Here is a 19,405-nt window from a genome sequence, read left to right on the forward strand (position 1 = left end):
TTCACCGGATCTTCAGGCTCGCCAGCCCGATCAGGACCAGCACCACGGTCACGATCCAGAAGCGCACGATGACGCGCGGTTCCGGCCAGCCCTGGAGTTCAAAATGATGATGCAGCGGCGCCATCCGGAAAATCCGCTTTCCGGTGAGCTTGAAGGAGATCACCTGCATCATCACCGAGATCGTCTCCACCACGAAGACGCCGCCCATGATGAAGAGCACCAGTTCCTGACGGGCCGCGACCGCGACCACGCCCAGGGCCGCACCCAGGGCGAGCGCGCCCACGTCGCCCATGAAGACCTGGGCCGGGTAGGCGTTGAACCAGAGAAACCCCAGCCCGGCGCCCACCAGAGCGGCGCAGAAGATGACCAGTTCGCCAACCTCGGGGAGAAAGGGAATCAGGAGATAATTGGCGATCTGCGCATGCCCCGCCGCATAGACGAAGATCGCCAGGGCGCCGGCCACCAGCACGGTCGGCATGATCGCCAGGCCATCGAGCCCATCGGTCAGATTGACCGCGTTGCTGGCCCCGACGATGACGAAGTAGGTCAACAGAATGAACCAGGGACCAAGCTGAATCGCAAAATTCTTGGAATAGGGGATCAGCAGCGCGGTCTCGGCCGGCGAGACGGCGGAGGCGTAGAGCGCAATGGCGGCGGCGAACCCGGCGAGGGTCTGCCAGAAATATTTCCAGCGCGCGGCGAGCCCGCGCGGGTCGCGCTTCACCAGCTTTTTATAGTCGTCCACCAACCCGATCGCGCCGAAGGCCAGGGTCGTAAGCAGCACGATCCAGACATAGCGGTTCCCCAGATCGGCCCAAAGCAGGGTACTGATCCCGACGGCGACCAGAATCAGCGCGCCGCCCATGGTGGGCGTGCCAGACTTGGACAAATGACTCTGCGGACCGTCGTCACGGATCGTTTGACCGATCTTGAAGGCTCGCAAACGCCGGATCATCGGGCGACCAACCAGCAGGGCGATCCCGAGAGCGGTCATGACGCCGAGGATCGCGCGCAGGGTCAGATAGCGGAAGACATTGAAGCCGCTATAAAATTCAGCAAGCCATTCGGTGAGATAGAGCAGCATTCTAAAGTCCCGACCCAGCGCACAGCGCATTCACGATCAATTCCATCCGCGCCAGACGCGAACCCTTCACCAACACCCGATCCCCCGCGGCCAGTTCGGCGGGCAGCCAGTCGGCCAGCGTCTGCCGATCCGCGAAATGCCGACCGCCCTCGCCAAAGGCGCGGCTGGCCGACTCGCTCAGCGTGCCGGCCGTGATCAGGCGATCGATTCCGGCCGCGCGCGCGACCGCGCCAACCTCCGCGTGCAGTCGCGGCGCATCCGGCCCCAGCTCGCCGAGATCGCCGAGCACCAACCAGCGCCGCCCGGACAGTCCGGCCAGCACGTCGATCGCGGCGGCGATGGAATCCGGGTTGGCGTTATAGGTGTCGTCAATGACGCCAAACTCACCGCAGCGGCGTGGGCACAAACGGCCCTTGACCGGTTGCAGCCCCGCCAGCCCCTCGCGGATGAGGCGTTCGTCGATGCCGAGCGCCAAGGCGGCGGCGGTTGCCGCCAGGGCATTGCGGACGTTGTGACGACCCGCCAGACGCAGCCTGAGCGGAATCTCGCGCGCGTCGACGCGCGCCGAAAACTCGGTGCGAAAACCGTCATCGTCCCAGGCGACTCGAATGACATCGGAGCGGGCGGTCACGTCAGCGCCTTCCGCCGTGCCGTCGTCGAGAGAGAAGGTCAGCAGGCGTCGGCCAGCGGACAACTCGCGCCACAGACCCAGATGCGGCGAATCGCCAGCGACCAGGAATAGCCCATCCGGGGAGAGCCCGCGCGCAATCTCGCCCTTGGCGCGGGCCACCCCACCGAGACTGCCGAATCCTTCCAGATGGGCACGTCCGGCATTGGTGATGAGGGCCAGATCCGGGCGGGCAATCTCGGTCATGTAGCCGATTTCGCCCGGATGATTGGCGCCCATTTCAAGCACCAGGAAATCCTCGTCGCGCGCCCCCAGGAGGGTCAGCGGCATGCCGATGTCGTTGTTGAGATTGCCCTGCGTGGCCCGCACCCGACCGGCCCGCGCCAGGATGGCCGCGAGCATTTCCTTGACGGTGGTCTTGCCGTTACTGCCCGTAATGGCGATCACCCGACCGGGGAAGCGATCGCGCCAGGCCGCCGCCAGACGCCCGAGACCGAGACGGGTGTCGTCGACGACCCATTGCGGCAGATCCAGCGACAGCGGACGATCCACCAAGGCCGCGACAGCGCCGGCCTTTTGGGCAGCGGCAACATAGTCATGACCGTCGAAGTTTTCGCCGCGCAGGGCAATGAAGAGTTGCCCGGTGCAATCGGCGCGCGAATCGGTCCCAACGCCAGCGAACGCCCGATCCTGACCGTGCAGGGATCCGCCAGCCTGCGCGACGGCTTGAGTCAGCGTCCACATCATGGCTTCGGCTCCCGATGCGCAAGCAGCATCGAGGGAACTGGATCGTCCGGCGGCACATTAAAGAGCCGCAGCGCGCCCTCCATCACTTTCTGGAAAACCGGCGCCGCCACCAGACCGCCGTAGTAGGAACTCCCGCCCGGTTCGTCGATCATGACCACCATCGCCAGACGCGGCCGACCGGCTGGGACGAAGCCGGCGAAGACCGACTGATAGCGACCGCCGCCATAACCGCCAGGGCCCGCTTTCTTGGCCGTGCCGGTCTTGCCGCCGACGCGATAACCGGCAATCTGTGCCCGCTTGGCCGTCCCTTGGTCGGAGACCACGGTTTCCATCATGGCGCGGACCTTGCGCGCCGTGTCCGCGCTCAAGATGCGAATCTCCTTGGACACGGGGTCGGGCGTCCCCTCGTCCGTGCCGAGGGCAAGCGCCGGATCGCGCTTGATCAGAGTGACCGGACGCTTGATCCCATCCGCCGCCAGCACGCTGTAAGCCTGGGCAAGCTGGAGCGAGGTGACGGAGAGGCTGTAACCGAAGGCCATGGTGGCATGCTCGAAGGGTCGCCAGCGCGAATAATGGCGCAGACGTCCGGCACTCTCGCCGGGAAAGCCGACACCGGTCGCATGGCCGAATCCAAGCTGATCGTAGAGTCCCCAGAGGCTGGCATAATCCATCTTCTGCGCGATCTTGACCGAGCCGACGTTACTCGACTTGGTAATGACTCCGGTCACATCCAGGGTGCCGTAGTTATGGACATCCTTCACCACGTTGCTGCCAACCTTGAGCGTCCCCGGCCCCGTTGCGATGCGCGTCGTCGGCGTTATCAGCCCTCGCTCCAGGGCGGCTGCGACCACGAAGGGCTTGAGCGTGGAGCCCGGTTCCATGACATCGGTCAGGGCACGATTGCGACGCCGATCGCTGCCGCTGTCGCGGTCGGCATTCGGGTTGTAACCGGGCTGATTGACCATCGCCAGCACTTCGCCCGTGTTCACGTCCAGCACCACCACGGTCCCGCCCTTGGCCTTGTGTTCCTTAACCGCGGTCAACAGTTCGCGATAGGCGAGAAATTGCAGTCGACGGTCCAGGCTCAGAACCAGATCCTTACCCTGACGGGGCGGGCGGATCTGCTCGACCTCCTGAACGATGCGCTGGCGACCGTCGCGGATCAGCCGGCGCAAACCAGGTTCGGATTTCAGGTGCTGGTCATAGGCGAGTTCGACCCCCTCCTGGCCGCGATCCTCGATATCCGTGAACCCCATGACATGACCGAACACCTCCGCGCCAGGATAGAAACGCCGGTACTCGGTCTCGAAATCGACGCCGTCGATGTTGTGTTCGGCAATCGCCAGCCTTACCGCACGCGCTTCGTCGAAACTCACCCGGCGCTTCAGGTACAGGAATCCACGTTCCCGATTGGTCTCGATCTTCTCGCGCAAAGCGTCTGGGGCGAACCCAAGCGCGATGGCCAGCGGCGGCAGCGCATCCAGGTTCTGCGCCAGTTTGCGAGGATCCGCCCAGACCGTCTCGACCGGCGTGCTCACGGCCAGCGGTTCGCCGTTCCGGTCGGTGACCATGCCGCGCCGCGCCGCGATCTCGCCGATGCGCAAATAGCGTCGCTCGCCCTCGTTTTGCAGAAAGTCGGTCTCGATGACCTGACGATAAAAAACCGCGCCCGAAAGCAGCACGAAGGCACCCGAGAGCAATCCCACCAGCAGACGGCGGCGCAGCGGTAAATTGGGTTTCGCGCGCAAGGGCCTGGCGCGCGTGGACAAGTCGCGCCGGGGGCGACGGTTACGGGTTGCCATGACCAGCCTCCTCGATCAGGAGTACGTCGCCAATCCGAGGGGCGAACATACCGAGTTCATAACGTGCCTTGCGCTCGACGCGGGCATGCGTTGTCAGGGTCGCCTCCTCGAGTCGCAGACGATTCCACTCCACGTCGATGGCATCGCGCTGGGCACGCAGATCCTGTAAATGGCTGAAATTGACCCGCGTCAGATATTTGGCATGCACCACCCCGATGGCCGACAGGATAACGGCAAGGGCGAGAACGGCGAGCATGAACACCCGGCTTTGGATCATGACACCCTCCCCGAGCCATGCCGTGCATCCAACTCGATACCGCTTGGGGCAAGCCGCTCGGCAACGCGCATGATCGCGCTCCGCGCACGGGGATTCGCCGCCACTTCCTCGGGCGATGGACGCACCGGTTTCCCGAGCGCGCGCAGACAGCCATGCGTCTCGGCCGCCCGAACCGGAACTCCCTTGGGAAAGACAGGGCCGCGCGACTCCTGACGGATGAAGCGTTTGACGATCCGATCCTCTAAGGAATGGAAACTGATGACCACCAGTCGCCCGGCGGTCGCCAGCAAATCCGGAATCTGGGCAAGACAGCGCTGGATCTCGTTCAATTCGTCGTTGACCTGGATCCGTAGCGCCTGGAAGGTGCGGGTCGCCGGATGCTTGCCCGGCTCGCGGGTCGGCACCGCGCGGGCCACGAGGTCGGCAAGCTGGGAGGTGGTCAGAAGTTCGCCGCTGGCGCGCGTCTCAAGGATGGCGCGGCCGATCCGTCTGGCGAAACGCTCTTCACCCAGATCGCGCAGCACCGCGACAATCTCGTCCTGATCGGCGCGCGCGAGCCACTGCGCCGCCGACTCGCCAGATTGCGGATCCATGCGCATGTCGAGCGGCCCGTCCGACCCAAAGCTGAACCCGCGCCGAGCGGTGTCCAATTGGGGAGACGACACACCGAGATCGAGCAGAATTCCGTTCGCCTGACCGCGTAGACCGGCCTGGGCCAGAACCTCGCCGAGCGCGCCAAAGCGCCCCTGAAAAATGGAAAAGCGCGAATCCAGGGCCGCCAGGGGGCGAGCGGCGGCAACGGCATCCGGATCGCGATCCAGCGCGATCAAACGCCCGGCCGCGCCCAGGCGCGCCAGGATGGCGCGACTATGCCCGCCACGCCCGAACGTCGCGTCGATATAGAGACCGCACGGATCTAGCGCCAGCGCCGCCACACTCTCCTCCAGTAAGACAGGTTTATGCATTAAACATCTGTTTTATATATTAAAACCAAGATTTTCAGAGCGGCGGCGATTACAGTATCAGGGTGCCCAAACCGGTGGTCGACGCCAGTTCGCCGAGCGCCGAATCGTTCAGGGCCGCCTCGGTACGCGCCTGCCAGGCCGCCTCGTCCCACAGCTCGAATTTAATCCCCTGACCCACGAACGCGACCCGCTTATCCAAAGCGGCGAAATCGCGTAGATATGGGGGTACAAGGATTCGGCCCTGGGCGTCGATATCCACTTCCTGTGCATTTCCGACATAGAGCCGCTGGAGAGCGCGTGCAGTGGGATCGAGAGCAGGGAGAGCGGCGAATTGACGCTCGATCACTTCCCATTCGGGCTCTGGATACAGCAGAAGACAGCGATCCCGGTCCACCGTTATCACCAGATGGGACTCGCAGGACGCCTGCAGGCGGTCGCGATGCCTCGACGGAATCGCAAGACGACCTTTCGCATCCAGATTGACGATGGCCACCCCCCGAAACACCAACCGTCCCCCTGGCGACTCGCCGATCGCGCCTTGCCCCCTAATTCCCCACTCTCACCCACTTATACGTCATCTTAGTGATCGCCAGAGACATCGTCAAGAATCCGTTCGCGTATTCGCGTTGGCAGTCAGCGACTTACACGCCATAGTTCAGCATGGATGCGAACTCAAAAAAAGATGCTTGATTTCAGGTAGGTGAGGCAATCAATCTAGAAACGACTTGAGTTAAAGCGCGCAAGTCGCGGATGCTCATCGGATGAGCGGGAGCGCGGGGATCATGAGGAGGGAGTTGGCCGATAAGCCGGGTTCTGTCGAGGACAGCCATTCATCTGGGACGCATGTCGCCATGCGCCTCAAGCGACCTACCCGGGAACACGCGCGGGCCGCGCGTCGCGGTCGAAGCCGCATGTCCCCCTATTTGGTCTTGCTCCGGGTGGGGTTTACCCTGCCACCGATGTTGCCACCGGCGCGGTGCGCTCTTACCGCACCATTTCACCCTTACCTCCCGCGACGGGCGCGGGATCGGCGGTATCTTTTCTGCGGCACTTTCCGTGGGCTCGCGCCCCCCAGGCGTTACCTGGCACCCTGCCCGTTGGAGCCCGGACTTTCCTCCCGTTTCGCGGACGAAACGAGCGACTGCCTGACCAACTCCCAGCCGGGTAGTATACCGAAAAAGCGATCATGCAGCGGCTGAAAATTCGCGCACCTCAATCGCCAGCCGCCCCCAGGCCCAGATCGAGACCCAATCGATAGAGCGTATTTTTCCGGGCACCAGTCAGGCGGGCCGCCAGGTCGACCGCCTGACGCAGCGGCAGCGCTTCGCCCAGGATCCGCAGCACCCGCTCCTGCTCGATGCGCTCGCCCTCGTCCGGATCCAGGCTCCGGCCTTCGACCAGGATGACGAGTTCGCCAAGCTGCTGTTCGGGATCCGCCTCCAGCCGAGCGATCAATTCCCGCGGCTGACCGGACAGAAAGGTCTCGAAGCGTTTGGTGAGTTCGCGCGCCAGCACCACGCGGCGGTGCTCGCCGAGCACCGCGCCCAGATCTTCGAGCGTCGCCAGCGCCCGTTTCGCGCTTTCGTAAAGAATCAGGGTGCCGGGCTCGTCGGCAACCTCACCGAGCCAGGTCCGACGCTGACTGCTGGTGCGCGGCGGAAACCCAAGAAACAGGAACCGATCACTCGGCAAACCGGCCGCCGAGAGCGCGCAGATCGCCGCGTTGGCGCCCGGCACGGGAACCACCGTCAGACCCCGTTCGCGCGCCGCGGCGACCAGGCTATAGCCAGGATCGTTGATCAAGGGCGTGCCCGCGTCCGAGACCAGCGCCACATCGCGCCCCGCCTCCAGATCCGCCAGCAAACGCGGCGCGACCCGCGACTCATTGTGATCGTGGTAGGCGACCAGCGTCGCCGCAATCCCGAAGTGGTTGAGGAGATGCAGGGTCTCGCGGGTATCCTCAGCGGCCACCAAAGCGACCTCGGACAGGATCTTACGCGCGCGTTCGGTCATGTCGGCAAGATTGCCGATCGGCGTTGCGACCACGTATAGTATTCCTCGTTGCTGCTGCATCTTGTGCCCTCGACAGACTCTGAAACGGAACTGAACATGCTCAAGAATCGCGTTGACCGCATCCTTTTGTCCACCATGCGCCCGACCCGCGCGTGGCGGCTATCGCCCCTGCTGCTGGCGGCCATCCTGTCCGGCTGCGCGGTCAACCCAATCCAAGAGGAGGCCAGGGTACTCGCCCCCATCCCCGTCGCGGAACTGAATCGCGCGACCTCCCTGGAAGCCCAGGGCAAGACCGCGGAGGCCGCCGAACTTTATCTCGCCCTCGCGGCCAAGGCGCAACCGCCCGCGCGCGCTCAACTCCAGCTCAAGGCGGCCCGCGCCTCTCTCGCGGGCGGTCAAATCGCACCCGCGAAGACAACCGTCGACGCGATCTCCCGTCCGGACATGACACCCTCGCAACGGGATCTGCTGCTGCTGACCGAGGCCGATCTGGCGCTGCTGACAGACCATCCCAAGGACGCGATCGGATTGCTGGAGCGCATGCAGATTCAGACCTTACCCAAGGAACTGAAGGCCAAGCGGCTGGGAACCCTTGCCTCCGCCCAGCGCCTTGCCAACTCGCCCCTCGCCGCCGCTCAAACCCTCAACGATCTTGATCGACTGCTCGACCAACAGGACGAACGCCTGCTCAATCAGGTCTCTCTGATCTCGACATTAAGCCTGATTGGCAACACGGGATTACAGGATCTCACGAGCACAGGAAGCGGCGCGATGAAAGGTTGGGCCGAAGTCGCCCTGCTGACACGCAACGCCGGCGCCGATCCGCAACCGCTGGAGGCCCGTTACCGCCAATGGCAGCAACGGCATTCAGGGCACCCGGCGCTCCCCGAACTGGCCAGCGCCTACACGGGCACGCTTGCCGGCGGTTATGCGAACGGCGACCGGATCAGCATTCTGCTCCCGCGTGGCGGTCGCTTCGCCGCCGCCGCCAAGGCCGTGCAGGACGGCATCGAGGCCGCCGGCCGCGCGGATCGGGCGGGCCAACGGCCAAGCCTGAATTTCACGGACATCTCCAATGCCGACCGCTCCCGGGGCCTGCATGCCAAGGCAATCCAGGACGGCGCCGATTATGTGATCGGCCCCTTACAGAAGGAAGCCGTTGACGCCCTGGCGGCCGAGCGGCTGCTCGGAGTTCCGACCCTGGCGCTCAACGAGGCGACCCGAACCGACAAACGCGCCGAAAACCTCTACCAATTCTCGCTCTCGCCCGAGAACGAAGCCGCCGAGGTTGCCAGCAAGGCCTACGCCATGGGTCTGAGACACGCGCTGCTGCTCTACCCGGCGAGCGCCTGGGGCGAGCGGCTGGCAGGTGCCTTTCGGCGCCAGTGGAGTCATCAGGGAGGCACTCTGACGCGGCAGTCAAGCTACCAGCCGACCGGGGCCAGCGCCGACCGGGTGGCGGCCAAGCTACTCGGCGGGGCCGACGCGGATCTGGTGTTCCTGGTCGCGACCGCGGACATGGCGCGCAAACTTCACCCCAGCCTGCAAGCCGCGTCGACCAAACCCATCGTCGTCATCTCCACCTCCCATGTCTATTCGGGCGATTTCGACCCCAAACGCGACGCGGGACTGGTCGGACTGTATTTCGTCGATATTCCCTGGATGCTCGATGTCGGCGGCGCGGGACCGCTCTCGCGCCGCGTCCTGAGCAAAGGCACGGACCCGCTCGCCCGGCTGCATGCCATGGGCATCGACGCCTACCGACTGGCGCCGCGTCTCGCGGACCTTGCCAAAAACCCTGGCGCCTACTATCCGGGACAGACCGGCGGACTCTCGCTCGATCGTTTGGGACGGATCCAGCGCCAGCTTGAGCTTGGACGCTTTACCGAAACTGGCCCGCGCCTGGCCGATGTCACTGCGGACAAGGACAAACCGGAGGTGCGCTGAGAGGCAAGGGACAAGGGACAAGGGACAAGGAATTATTTACAGGGCGCGAGATCCAAATAAGGCAAGCGCAATGAACGGATAGTCTTCAACGATCCGGGATGGAGATGACCATGGTCAGTCAGGAATCGAAACCCAGCGCCGGGTCGGTCGGCGAGGAGATGGAGCGCCTCGCCGAGTCTTTTCTGACACGCCAGGGTCTGAAGTTCGTTGCGCGTAACCACCGCTGCCGATACGGCGAAATCGATCTGATTCTGCGCGAGTCCGCGATGCTGGTGTTCGTGGAGGTGCGTTTTCGCCGCTCGACACGCTTCGGCAGCCCGGCGGAAACGGTCGACGCCCGCAAACAGCGACGCCTGATCGCGACCGCCAAGCACTATCTTCAGTCGCATCCCAGCGCCCTACCCTGCCGCTTCGATGTCGTCGCCATCAGCGGCCAGAATCAGATTCAGTGGATTAAACATGCTTTTACCGCCGATTCCTCATAGATATTTGAATTTTCTCGCGGGATGTTTGGCGCTAACGGTCGCGCTGTCCGGTTGCGTTCCCCTGGTCGTGGGCGGAGCAGTGGTCGGCGCCTCTGCCGTCTATGATCGCCGTCCAGCACAGGTCGTAGCCGAAGATCAGCAGATCGAACTCACCGCCATTCATCAATTGCTCCAGGATTCCGCGATTCAGGGGCACTCCAGAATCGCGGTGACCAGCTACAACCGAACGGTCCTTCTGACCGGCCAGGCGGAATCGGCGGACGTGGTTCGCCAGGCGATCGATCATGTGAGCCGTCTCCCCAAGGTTCAGCGCGTCATCGATGAATTGACCATCGGACCCAACACCGACCTGATGCGTCAATCCGAGGACGTCTATATCACCTCGCGCGCCAAACTAGCGATGACAGCGGTCGATCTCCCGGATTTCAACGCGACCCGGATCAAGGTCGTCACCGAGGACGGCGTGGTCTATCTCCTGGGATTGGTCAGCCCGGCGGAGGCGGATGCGGCAACCGAGCGGGTGCGCTATGTCCCCGGCGTCAAGCGTGTGGTCAAACTTTTCGAGTACCAGTAAACCGCGTCCAGAGCAACATGCCTGATCGCGGGCAATTCCAGCCTCGCAGTGCCTGCAACGGTTGGTGCGACGCGGTTTATATGATGAGAAAAAAAGGTCGAACACATTGAACAGAATCGCGAGCGGGGTCGCGTTTTCCGCTAATTTCCGCTCTTCGCTCACACGGATCGCCGGCGACGGCTGCCTGCTCACCGATCCGGCCGATTGCTGGCCCTACGGTTATGACAACAGCCGCCGCCACGCGCTGCCGCAGGCGGTCGTGTTCGCGACCGACGAGGCCCGGATCGCGGCGCTAGTCCGACTCTGCGCCGAAGCGGGCGTTGCGCTGATCGCGCGCGGGCGCGGCACCGGCACCACCGGCGCCACGGTGCCAGACCGGGGCGGCATCGTCCTCTCCTTCGAGCGCATGGACCGGATTCTCCGTCTCGTCCCCGCCGACCGGTTGGCGGTCGTGCAGCCGGGCGTGCTCAACGCAACCCTGCAGCAGGCACTGGAGCCACTCGGCTTCTTCTGGCCACCGGACCCCACCAGCGCGGCGACCTGCACCATCGGCGGCAATCTCGCCTACAACTCCGCCGGTCCGCGCGCGGTCAAGTACGGCACCCCGCGCGACAATACCTTGGGTCTGCGGGCCGTCGATGGATGCGGCGAGTCCTTTCGCACTGGCGTCCTGACCACCAAGGGCGTCGTTGGCTACGATCTGACGCGGCTCGTCATCGGCTCGGAGGGCACCCTCGCGCTGATCACCGAGGCCACCCTGAAGCTGACCCCGCTGCCCGAGGCCCGGCGCACGCTGCGCGCCACCTATGCCGACATCCACGCCGCCGCCGCCGCCGTCTCGGCCATCATGGCCCAACCGGTCACCCCCTGCGCGCTCGAATTCATGGATGCCGCCGCCATCGCCACCGTGCGCCACTTCACTGAGATCGATCTGCCCGAGGGCGCGGGGGCGCTGCTGATGATCGAGGTCGACGGCCCGCGAGCCTGCATCGACGCGGCGCTGAACGCTGTGACCGCCGCCGCCCAGGTCGCGGGACTGCTCGAACTGCGACGCGCCGACTCCGCCGCCGAGGTCGCCGCACTCTGGAAGGCGCGCAAATCGCTCTCGCCGACCCTGCGTCACATCGCCCCCAAAAAGATCAACGAGGACGTGGTCGTCCCGGTGTCGCGCATGGGCGAGTTCATTGAGGGACTGGAGCGGCTGTCGCACGAGACCGGTATTCGTATCGTCAATTTCGGTCATGCCGGCAACGGCAATATCCATGTCAACCTGCTGATCGATCCGGACGATGCCGGGGAGGTCGAGCGTGCCCGGGATTGCCTGGACGCCATGTTTTCGCTGGTGCTGCGTCTGGGCGGAACCCTCTCGGGCGAGCATGGCGTCGGGCTGGAAAAGCGCGATTTCGTGGGCCGGGAGATCGATCCGGTCGCGCTACGGCTGATGTCGGAGATCAAGCGCGGCTTCGATCCCGCCGGGATTCTGAACCCCGGCAAGGGTTTGCCGCCGGTCGCCAGCAATGCTCAGGATGAGTCGATGGGGTGAAAGGCCCCGATGAATGATGCCTTCGGTGAAGGGATTTCCCGTGCGTCCCGAGCCCAGTCGAATGGGGGACGGGCGAGAAATCCGGCTTCGGCGCGTGAAGCCGTTCATGGTTCGAGAGCCTCACCACGAACGGCTTCAAGGTCACCACAAGCGATCGCACATTAGGCGCGGTTTAGCCCTGAAGCTCCCGGCCCTCGGTTACCGGTTTTCCCTCGTCATCCTCGTCGAGGCGCGAGGAGAGGAGGTTGCCGAGGCCGTCTTCGTAAAAGAGGATGCGCGCCTGGAGCGCCGAGAGACGGGTCTCCGCTTCATCCAGTTCGCTGTCCTGGTTCAGCTTGCGGGTTTCCACTGTCTGTAATTCCTCGCGCAGGCGCGCGAGGCGTTCGCGCTCCAGACGTTCGGATTTTTCGAGCGCTTTCAAATCCCGCGTGGACTCGCGCAGGGTTTTGGTGTCGCTGGATGCGTTCCCGCGCGACCAGAAACCTTTTATGGTTCGCCGATCCGTTTCGGCGGACTGCGCGGTTGCTTCGGCGATGGTTCGCGTCAGAGTGGCGAGCTGCGTCTGCCGTGCGGCAAGTTCGGTTTCCGCCGTCTCGATTTGCTGGCGTAGAGCAGCGATCCTTGCTCCCGCCGCGCGCCCGCTCTCGCGCAGCACGGCACGGTCCGCAGCCTGCCGCGCTTCCAGGCCGCGCAGTCGGTCGATTTCCTCGCGCATGCCGGTTTGACGCACCTGAAGCGCTTCGCGCCTGCGCTTGAGATCCAGCTCGCCGATCAGCCGCTGCTCGGTCTGCTGGAGTTCGCGGTCGGTCTGGCGGATCGCCGCTTGGTGCTCCTCGCGGAGCCGTTCGATCTCCCGCGCGCGCAGGCGCAGCTCTTCCCGCGCCAATGCCTGCGACTGTTCAAAGGCTTCCCGGTGCTGGCGCAGATCCTCCGCTTCCTGAGTCTTGTGTCGCTCCCATTCCTCGCGCGCCTGCTGCAACTCGTTCGCCAGTTCGCTCCGGCGATGATCCATGCGCGCCTTGGTCTCTTGATCGAGTTGCGCCTGTACTTGCGCAACCCGCGCGCGCAACTCCTGATCGTAGGCCGTCAACTCAAGGTTGCGGCGTTGGTGCGCGAACGCCTGTTCCTGGTCGAGGTTCTCCCGGCGGCGGGCGAGCAGTTCCTGCTCGAAGGACTGTTCGGCCTGATATTTTAGCAAAGGTTCGCGAATCTCCAGTAACGCCTGGCGACGGATATGGAAGGCGTCAGGGTCCGCCTCATAGGCCTGCCACAGACGCGCGAACTCGACCGGATTCAGACGTTTCGCGGGATCCTCCGGCAGTTCGAAGCCGGGAATTTCGGCCAGGCCGCCAGCGAGATATTTGCGATACTGCAATTGCAGGCTCTCGCTGAAATAGGCGCTCACGGCGGGCGGCTCGAAGAGCTTGAGCGCGATCAGCGCGAAGAACAGAACGCCGAGGGCGGCCTGAGAAAAGCCTTCCACCGTCTCGAAATGCGGCACCCCGCGCTCGTCGGGACTCTCGCGCAGCGCTTGCAATATCCGGGAGCGCGCGGCGAAGGTCAGACGTGGCGGCTGCGCCTCCACCTGCCGCGCGGTCTCCTCCGCCGTCGCCTGATCGAGGCGCTGCTGCCGTTCCTGGCGCAGGAGCCGCAGCGTCTCCGATTCGGTGCTCAGGGTCTGTTCAAGCTCGCCGATGCGTTGCGCGACCGTCGCCAGGCGGGGGGCAATTTCCGCTTGCTTGGCGGTCAGCGCCTCGGCCAACCGATTGGCATTGGCCTCCCATTTGCGCGCCTCCGGCCCCCGGCCCTCGGGGCGGCCATCGCGCCCCATCAACTCGTCGCCGAAGCGGGCTTGCGCCGCCGCCAGATCCTGCCGCAGAACCGCGATTTCAGGCGCATATTCGGCCTCGATCCGGGCGCGTTGTTCGCGTTCCAGCGTCAGCGACTGATTGAGCCGCTCGATCTGCGCCTCCAGCGGTTGGGTGCGGTCTCGATACAGGGCATCGATCTGGGCGGCACGCGCATTGATCTGCTCCCTCAGCGCCGCGTCGCGCTGGGCGAAATACTGTTCGACCTGGCGCTGATGGTAGGAGGCGATATCGTCGGCCCGGATCAGCTTGGCGAGAAAGGGCGCGGTCACATACAGCGAGACCGCGACGATGGCGACCCGGACCAGCAAACCGAACATCCAGCGCGCGAGCGGGCCGATGCCTTGATTCGTCCCAGGGATCCCGCGTCGCAAGCGCAAGACTGGCCGCTCGGATAGAATCAGCGAGGCGTCGACGATCCAGATGATCGCGAACATCAACGCGAACAGGAAAAGCCCGGCCACCGGACTCAGCCAGCCGGCTCCCTGGGGGACGATGGAGGCGCCGATCAGACCCCAGACGATTCCTTCGAGACTGGCCATCAAGAGGATGACGACCCAGGCGAAACCCAGCCAGACCGTCACGGCAGGGGTCGCCAGGTTCTCGCCGTAGGGCCTGAGCCTGAGAAAATTCAAGCGCGGGACATGAGTGAACAGATCCAAACGCATTCCCATCGGTTCGCTCTCCTGACCGGGCTTGCATGACGCCAGATGAAGTTTACGCTTTCGGCGAGCCGCCGACGAACGGCATTCGGCCCGCGGCTGTCGCTTGCGCCCGATCCATGGAGCCAAGCATCATGTCGCATCCGGCGGTGCCCGGTGGGTCGCGACGTTCGGCCGCTGGGCCATGCGACACCGCCTTATTTGACGACATCTTAAGAGGTTTTCATCCCGATATGGATCGCCTGACGCGTAATGCCATCATCGTCTCCGCCATTTTGCTTGCCCTGCTGGTGTTTTCGCTGGCCTGGAACCGCTTCGGGGTCACCCCGCGCATCTGGCAGCTCAACCAACTGCTGGAACAGGATCCCGTGCTGGCGAGCTATCCGTACGATTTTCGCGCCGTCCTCTTCCTCAACGGAATCGTGACCCTGACCAGTCCGCATGCCTCGGTCGCGCCCGTCGAGCCATTCTTGAAGGCCATCGATGCCGACCTGGCGGACAAGTCATCCGAGGATCCCGTCATGCTCGCCGCTGGCGAGCGTTTCTGGAGGCAGGAGATGCGCGCGATCGAGTTGATGATCTCCCAGCCCGATGTCGACTCCGTCATCTGGTCCCTTGATCGGGCCTGGTATCACAAGCATGGTATCCGCTTGGAGCAACCCTAAACCGCGTCTCGCCGGTCGCCGGGAATCACGGCCCGTCTGGAACCGCCGCGACCGCGTCGTTTACGCTCGGCACGGTTTCAATCCGGCCACGGGCGCTGCAAAGGTAGAAGACCATGGAACATTTTTATATTTTACTGGGGCTGGGCGCCCTCTTGCTCCTCGCCTTCATCCTCAGTGTGCGGCGAAGTCTGAGAAGCCGTTTCCGCCTGCCCTATGTCGTGGACACAACCTTGTTCACGGTCTCGCAACGGGCCTTCAAGGCCGTGCTGGAGCGTGCCGTCGGCAAGGAGTATCGGGTGTACGGCAGAGTCCGCGCAGCCGACGTGATCGGTCTGCGGGCGCGACTCTCCCGGCGCGAATGGGAGCGCGCGCAGGATCGCCTTGAAGCGCGCTGCTTCGACTTCCTGGTCTGCGCCCCGGACACGACGGCCATTGCCTGTGCCGTCAATCTGGTGCCGCGATCGCGACTGCGCAAACAACTCCCCAGGGATCGCCTCGATCGGATCTGCGCCGCCGCCGGCCTACCCTTCGTGCGCGTTCGCGAAAGCGATGTCTATTGCGTGGCGAAGATCGAAGAGCTGGTCTACGCGGCCATGCAGGCGCGCTGGGGCGTGGCCAGGGATGCGGAAATTCCGATGGAGGATGCCGCGGCCGTACTCCAAGGTCTGTCCGCGGTCATGCTCGATCAGGACGAGGATCGCGCGGGTCGTGCAACGGCTCGACGAACCAAATCGCCGAGCCAGCCGACACGGCCAGTGCCGGCGCCAGCGCGCGTGGCGCGCGGCGATCCGCTCCCGTCACGGGTCGAGCCGCGCCGGGAGTCATCCATGCGCGCGCGCGACGACATCGACGAAGGTCCAACGTTTCGGATTGGCGACGCGCTGGACGACGACCGGGCGGCGCGAACCAGGTCGCTTTAACGAAAAAAGGTCCGGGCGAATTCGTCCGCGGGCATCGGTCGGCCGAACAGATATCCCTGGCAGGCGTGGCAGCCCTGGCGCGTCAGGAAATCCAGTTGAGCCCGCGTTTCCACGCCCTCGGCGATCACCTTCAGGTTCAGGTTGCGGGCCATGGCGATGATGGTGGCGGCAATCTCCATGTCATTCTCGTCCTGCGGAATGTCGCGGACGAAGCCCTGGTCGATCTTGAGTTCGTCGATCGGAAAGCGCTTGAGATAGGCGAGCGACGAATAGCCGGTTCCGAAGTCGTCGATCGACAACCGCGAACCGAGTGTCTTGAGCGCGTGCAGCAGTTCCACCACCTGCTCGCCATGACCCATGATCATGCTTTCGGTCAGTTCCAGTTTGAGCCGATCCGCCGGCAGACCGGTCTCATCCAGAATAGCGGCCACGCGCCGCGCCAGATCGTGCTGCTGAAATTGTCGCCCGGACAGATTGACCGCGATCGTCACCTCGGGATGACCGGCATCCATCCAGCGTCGACCCTGCGTACAGGCGCTGCGCAGCACCCATTCGCCCAGGGGCACGATCAGTCCGGTCTCTTCGGTCAGTGGGATGAAGCGGGCGGGCGATATCATGCCCTCCTCAGGCGAGTGCCAGCGCACCAGCGCCTCGCAGCCGATCAGCGCGCCGCTGTCGGTCTCAAACTGGGGCTGGTAGTGCAGCACGAACTCGTCGTTGGCAAGCGCCCGATGCAAGCGCGCCTCCAGGGCCAGACGCTCATTGGCCGCCGCAGTCAGTTTGGGGGTGTAGAAGCGGTAGGTGTTGCGTCCCTGTTCCTTCGCCTGATACAGGGCGACATCGGCGTGCTTGATGAGTTCGGTCACGGAATCGCCATCGTCCGGATAGAGACTGATGCCAATGCTGGCGCCCACGTAGAGTTCGGGGCCGCTGGGCAGGCGAAAGGGCGTTTCCAGCAATTGCAGCAGTGTCTGGGCGACTCCCCCGGCGTCTTCCGGACGCTCCAGGTTCTCCAGCAGGATCAGAAATTCATCGCCGCCAAGGCGTCCCAGGGTATCGTCTTCGCGCAACCGCTGGCTCAGACGACGGGTCAGCGCCTCCAGCAATTCGTCGCCAACCGGGTGGCCGAGGCTGTCGTTGACATTCTTGAAGCGGTCCAGATCCAGGAAGAGCACGGCGATCCGGTGCCGATACCGTTCCGCGTGTTCCAGCGCATGCTGCAGTCGGGACTGAACCAGGCGTCGATTGGGCAGATTGGTCAGCGGGTCGTAATGGACCAGATGTTCCAGGCGCGCCTCGGACTCCTTGAGCTGGCTGATGTCGGTCATGACGCCCACGTAATGACTGGGCTGGCCCTGACTGTCGTAAACGGCGCTGATACTCAGCAGCTGCGGATAGAGTTCGCCATTTTTACGCCGGTTCCAGATCTCTCCCTGCCAATGTCCATTGGCCGCGATGTTGGCCCACAGGGTCTGGTAGAAGGAGGGATCCTGCCGGCCGGACTGCATCAGACTGGGTTTGCGTCCCCGCACCTCGTCCTCGGAGTAGCCGGTGATGTCGGTATAGGCGCGGTTGACGCTCAGGATGCGGGAATTCAGATCGGTGATGATAACGCCCTCGCGCGTGCTCTCGAACACGGTCGCCGCCTGACGCAATCGGGTATCGGCGCGTACCCGTGTCACCGCCAGGCCCGCGATGCGGGCGAATTCGTCGATCAGATCGGATTCGGTCGGCTTGAGCGATTGCGGCTCGACAAAGGTGACCGAGAAGCGGCCCAACGCATGGCCGGCGCCGTCCCGGAGCGGAATTGACCAATCCGCGCCGGGACGATCCGTTGCGTCCGGAGCCTTGCCGGGGGATGCCAGAGGAGCGGCGGGCGCGCGAGCGGCCGGATCGGGGTGCTCGTCCCAAACCTCGATCGCGACTCGCAGGTGCGGGTGAATCGCTTCCAGGCGGTTGGAAATATGGTCGAGAATGCCGGACAGTGGCTGATTGCCGACCAGTCCATCGAGCACCGTCAGGCGGGTTGCCTGCAACTGCTCGGCGGACTTGGCGTCGGTGACATCGTGCCAGGCACCGGTCGCCTCGCGTACCGTCGCGTCGACCCTGTCCGCCAGACGGAGTTCGTCATGGATCCAGCGGATCCGCCCCTGACCGTCGAGAAAACGGTAGTCCTGCGGGATCGGCCGGGCAGCGCCGAGCGCCGCCAGGCAGGCCAGCGCATCCTCGCGATCATCAGGATGCAGGTGGGCAGCCCACCAGCCCGGCTGCAGCATCTGTTCCGCCGTGTAGCCCAGCAGTCGGAAGATGTTTTCGCTCACCCAGGTCAGGGGCGCGTCCGGGTCGTCCAGACGGCGGGTGTACAGAATCACCGGGCTGGAGGCGAGCGCCAGTTCCAAACGCCGGGCGGTTTCGCGCAGGTTGGCGCGTTCGCGGGTCAGGGTCTGTTGTCCCACCACCTTCTCCAGGGTGGCGGGAAGCTTGTGCAGATAGCCCGTGTGTTTGGAAATATAGTCGTTCACACCAAGATGAATCGCCCGCGCCGCCAGTTCTTCGCTCCCCTGGCCCGAGACCAACACGACGGGGATGTCCAGACCGCGCTCGGAGCGCAGGATTTTGACCGCCTCCAGTGCGTTCAGACCGGGCAGGCGATAATCCAGCAGCACCGCGTCGTAATCGTCCGAGGTCCGCGCGGCGAACGGCAGTCGCTCCAGGACTTGCGCGATGTCCGCGACCACGGTGAGACGGATGTGCGGGGCATGTCGCGCCAGATGGCGGCGCGTCAGGTCGATATCGGCGCCATTGTGTTCGGCATAGAGCACCCGCAGAGGATGCGCGCGGCGGGCATTCGCGGTGCGAAAACGCTGCAAGGCATCGCTCAGGATCGCGGGTAGGCGGTCGGCGGCGCGATCCTTGCCGAGATAATCGTCCGCGCCGGCCTGCAGGGCGGCGATCGCCGACTCTGGGTCGCCGGATCCAGTGAGCATCACCACCGCCAGCGGCAACTGCCGCTCGCGGATCTGGGCCAGCAGTTCCAGACCGGAGCCGTCCGGCAGTTTCAGATCCACCAGCGCCAGGTCGTAGCGGTCGCACTCTTGCAGACAGTACAGCGCCGCCGCCAGGGTCGACGCCGGTTCAACCTGGATGTCCGGCGCCTGACGCGCCAGCAGGCGTCGGGTCAGGTCGGCGTCGAGCGGGTTGTCCTCGACATGCAGAATACGCATT

General features: G+C 64.4%; 15 protein-coding genes and 1 other RNA gene. 6 read left to right on the forward strand and 10 right to left on the reverse strand.

Going from position 1 to position 19,405, the window contains the following annotated elements:
* Position 1 precedes the first annotated feature (1 nt).
* The 8 genes from mraY to rsmI all read right to left on the reverse strand — a co-directional run bounded on the left by mraY (position 2) and on the right by rsmI (position 7,576).
* Positions 2-1,084, reverse strand: coding sequence for a phospho-N-acetylmuramoyl-pentapeptide-transferase (gene mraY / locus THIVI_RS11230; protein ID WP_014778715.1), 1,083 nt, complete (start codon positions 1,082-1,084; stop codon positions 2-4).
* A 1-nt stretch (position 1,085) separates the two neighbouring features.
* Complete coding sequence (locus THIVI_RS11235; protein WP_083845744.1) at positions 1,086-2,456, reverse strand: UDP-N-acetylmuramoyl-tripeptide--D-alanyl-D-alanine ligase; 1,371 nt, start codon at positions 2,454-2,456, stop codon at positions 1,086-1,088.
* Complete coding sequence (locus THIVI_RS11240; RefSeq protein ID WP_014778717.1) at positions 2,456-4,261, reverse strand: peptidoglycan D,D-transpeptidase FtsI family protein; 1,806 nt, start codon at positions 4,259-4,261, stop codon at positions 2,456-2,458. Before THIVI_RS11240 ends, THIVI_RS11235 begins: the two co-directional genes overlap by 1 nt.
* The gene (ftsL, locus tag THIVI_RS11245; protein WP_014778718.1) at positions 4,248-4,538 is read right to left on the reverse strand and encodes a cell division protein FtsL; all 291 of its coding nucleotides are present in this window, start codon (positions 4,536-4,538) and stop codon (positions 4,248-4,250) included. Before ftsL ends, THIVI_RS11240 begins: the two co-directional genes overlap by 14 nt.
* Entirely contained in the window at positions 4,535-5,503 is a 969-nt protein-coding gene (gene rsmH / locus THIVI_RS11250; protein ID WP_014778719.1) for a 16S rRNA (cytosine(1402)-N(4))-methyltransferase RsmH, read from the reverse strand. The genes ftsL and rsmH overlap by 4 nt, the downstream gene beginning before the upstream one ends.
* Before the next feature lie 49 nt (positions 5,504-5,552).
* Entirely contained in the window at positions 5,553-6,008 is a 456-nt protein-coding gene (mraZ, locus tag THIVI_RS11255; protein ID WP_041447527.1) for a division/cell wall cluster transcriptional repressor MraZ, read from the reverse strand.
* A 281-nt stretch (positions 6,009-6,289) separates the two neighbouring features.
* An RNA gene (gene rnpB / locus THIVI_RS23175) (RNase P RNA component class A) lies at positions 6,290-6,660 on the reverse strand.
* A gap of 55 nt (positions 6,661-6,715) precedes the next feature.
* A complete protein-coding gene (gene rsmI, locus THIVI_RS11260; protein WP_014778721.1) occupies positions 6,716-7,576 on the reverse strand; it encodes a 16S rRNA (cytidine(1402)-2'-O)-methyltransferase in 861 nt (286 codons plus the stop codon).
* Between the two features lie 36 nt (positions 7,577-7,612).
* On the opposite strand from rsmI, the gene THIVI_RS11265 reads away from it, so the two are divergent.
* The 4 genes from THIVI_RS11265 to THIVI_RS11280 all read left to right on the forward strand — a co-directional run bounded on the left by THIVI_RS11265 (position 7,613) and on the right by THIVI_RS11280 (position 12,065).
* The gene (locus THIVI_RS11265) at positions 7,613-9,463 is read left to right on the forward strand and encodes a penicillin-binding protein activator (protein ID WP_014778722.1); all 1,851 of its coding nucleotides are present in this window, start codon (positions 7,613-7,615) and stop codon (positions 9,461-9,463) included.
* A gap of 110 nt (positions 9,464-9,573) precedes the next feature.
* Positions 9,574-9,948, forward strand: a complete 375-nt coding sequence (locus THIVI_RS11270) for a YraN family protein (protein ID WP_014778723.1) — start codon at positions 9,574-9,576, stop codon at positions 9,946-9,948.
* 25 nt (positions 9,949-9,973) lie between these two features.
* Complete coding sequence (locus tag THIVI_RS11275) at positions 9,974-10,522, forward strand: BON domain-containing protein (RefSeq protein ID WP_245537253.1); 549 nt, start codon at positions 9,974-9,976, stop codon at positions 10,520-10,522.
* Positions 10,523-10,628: 106 nt separating this feature from the next.
* Positions 10,629-12,065 (forward strand): FAD-binding oxidoreductase, encoded by a 1,437-nt coding sequence (locus THIVI_RS11280; protein WP_014778725.1) that lies wholly within the window; start codon positions 10,629-10,631, stop codon positions 12,063-12,065.
* Between the two features lie 172 nt (positions 12,066-12,237).
* Here THIVI_RS11280 and THIVI_RS11285 read toward each other — a convergent pair whose 3' ends face one another.
* Positions 12,238-14,607 carry a hypothetical protein gene (locus THIVI_RS11285; protein ID WP_014778727.1) on the reverse strand — a complete coding sequence of 790 codons (2,370 nt, stop codon included), beginning with the start codon at positions 14,605-14,607 and terminating at the stop codon, positions 12,238-12,240.
* Between the two features lie 221 nt (positions 14,608-14,828).
* On the opposite strand from THIVI_RS11285, the gene THIVI_RS11290 reads away from it, so the two are divergent.
* Together THIVI_RS11290 and THIVI_RS22780 are read left to right on the forward strand one after the other, a co-directional pair.
* On the forward strand, positions 14,829-15,260 hold the full coding sequence (locus tag THIVI_RS11290; RefSeq protein ID WP_041446955.1) for a hypothetical protein: 432 nt from the start codon (positions 14,829-14,831) through the stop codon (positions 15,258-15,260).
* 113 nt (positions 15,261-15,373) lie between these two features.
* Positions 15,374-16,180: a DUF2726 domain-containing protein gene (locus THIVI_RS22780; RefSeq protein WP_014778729.1), complete on the forward strand. Its 807-nt coding sequence runs from the start codon at positions 15,374-15,376 to the stop codon at positions 16,178-16,180.
* Here THIVI_RS22780 and THIVI_RS11300 read toward each other — a convergent pair.
* The gene (locus THIVI_RS11300; protein WP_014778730.1) at positions 16,177-19,404 is read right to left on the reverse strand and encodes an EAL domain-containing protein; all 3,228 of its coding nucleotides are present in this window, start codon (positions 19,402-19,404) and stop codon (positions 16,177-16,179) included. The genes THIVI_RS22780 and THIVI_RS11300 overlap by 4 nt on opposite strands.
* Position 19,405: the final 1 nt, after the last annotated feature.

It is taken from the genome of Thiocystis violascens DSM 198 (assembly GCF_000227745.2).
Classification (GTDB): domain Bacteria; phylum Pseudomonadota; class Gammaproteobacteria; order Chromatiales; family Chromatiaceae; genus Chromatium; species Chromatium violascens.

Excerpts from the sequence above, each read along its gene's own strand:
- mraY (WP_014778715.1), bottom strand. The coding sequence starts at position 1,084 with ATGCTGCTCTATCTCACCGAATGGCTTGCTGAATTTTATAGCGGCTTC.
- THIVI_RS11235 (WP_083845744.1), bottom strand. The coding sequence starts at position 2,456 with ATGTGGACGCTGACTCAAGCCGTCGCGCAGGCTGGCGGATCCCTGCAC.
- THIVI_RS11240 (WP_014778717.1), bottom strand. The coding sequence starts at position 4,261 with ATGGCAACCCGTAACCGTCGCCCCCGGCGCGACTTGTCCACGCGCGCC.
- ftsL (WP_014778718.1), bottom strand. The coding sequence starts at position 4,538 with ATGATCCAAAGCCGGGTGTTCATGCTCGCCGTTCTCGCCCTTGCCGTT.
- rsmH (WP_014778719.1), bottom strand. The coding sequence starts at position 5,503 with ATGCATAAACCTGTCTTACTGGAGGAGAGTGTGGCGGCGCTGGCGCTA.
- rsmI (WP_014778721.1), bottom strand. The coding sequence starts at position 7,576 with ATGCAGCAGCAACGAGGAATACTATACGTGGTCGCAACGCCGATCGGC.
- THIVI_RS11265 (WP_014778722.1), top strand. The coding sequence starts at position 7,613 with ATGCTCAAGAATCGCGTTGACCGCATCCTTTTGTCCACCATGCGCCCG.
- THIVI_RS11270 (WP_014778723.1), top strand. The coding sequence starts at position 9,574 with ATGGTCAGTCAGGAATCGAAACCCAGCGCCGGGTCGGTCGGCGAGGAG.
- THIVI_RS11285 (WP_014778727.1), bottom strand. The coding sequence starts at position 14,607 with ATGGGAATGCGTTTGGATCTGTTCACTCATGTCCCGCGCTTGAATTTT.
- THIVI_RS11290 (WP_041446955.1), top strand. The coding sequence starts at position 14,829 with ATGGATCGCCTGACGCGTAATGCCATCATCGTCTCCGCCATTTTGCTT.
- THIVI_RS22780 (WP_014778729.1), top strand. The coding sequence starts at position 15,374 with ATGGAACATTTTTATATTTTACTGGGGCTGGGCGCCCTCTTGCTCCTC.
- THIVI_RS11300 (WP_014778730.1), bottom strand. The coding sequence starts at position 19,404 with ATGCGTATTCTGCATGTCGAGGACAACCCGCTCGACGCCGACCTGACC.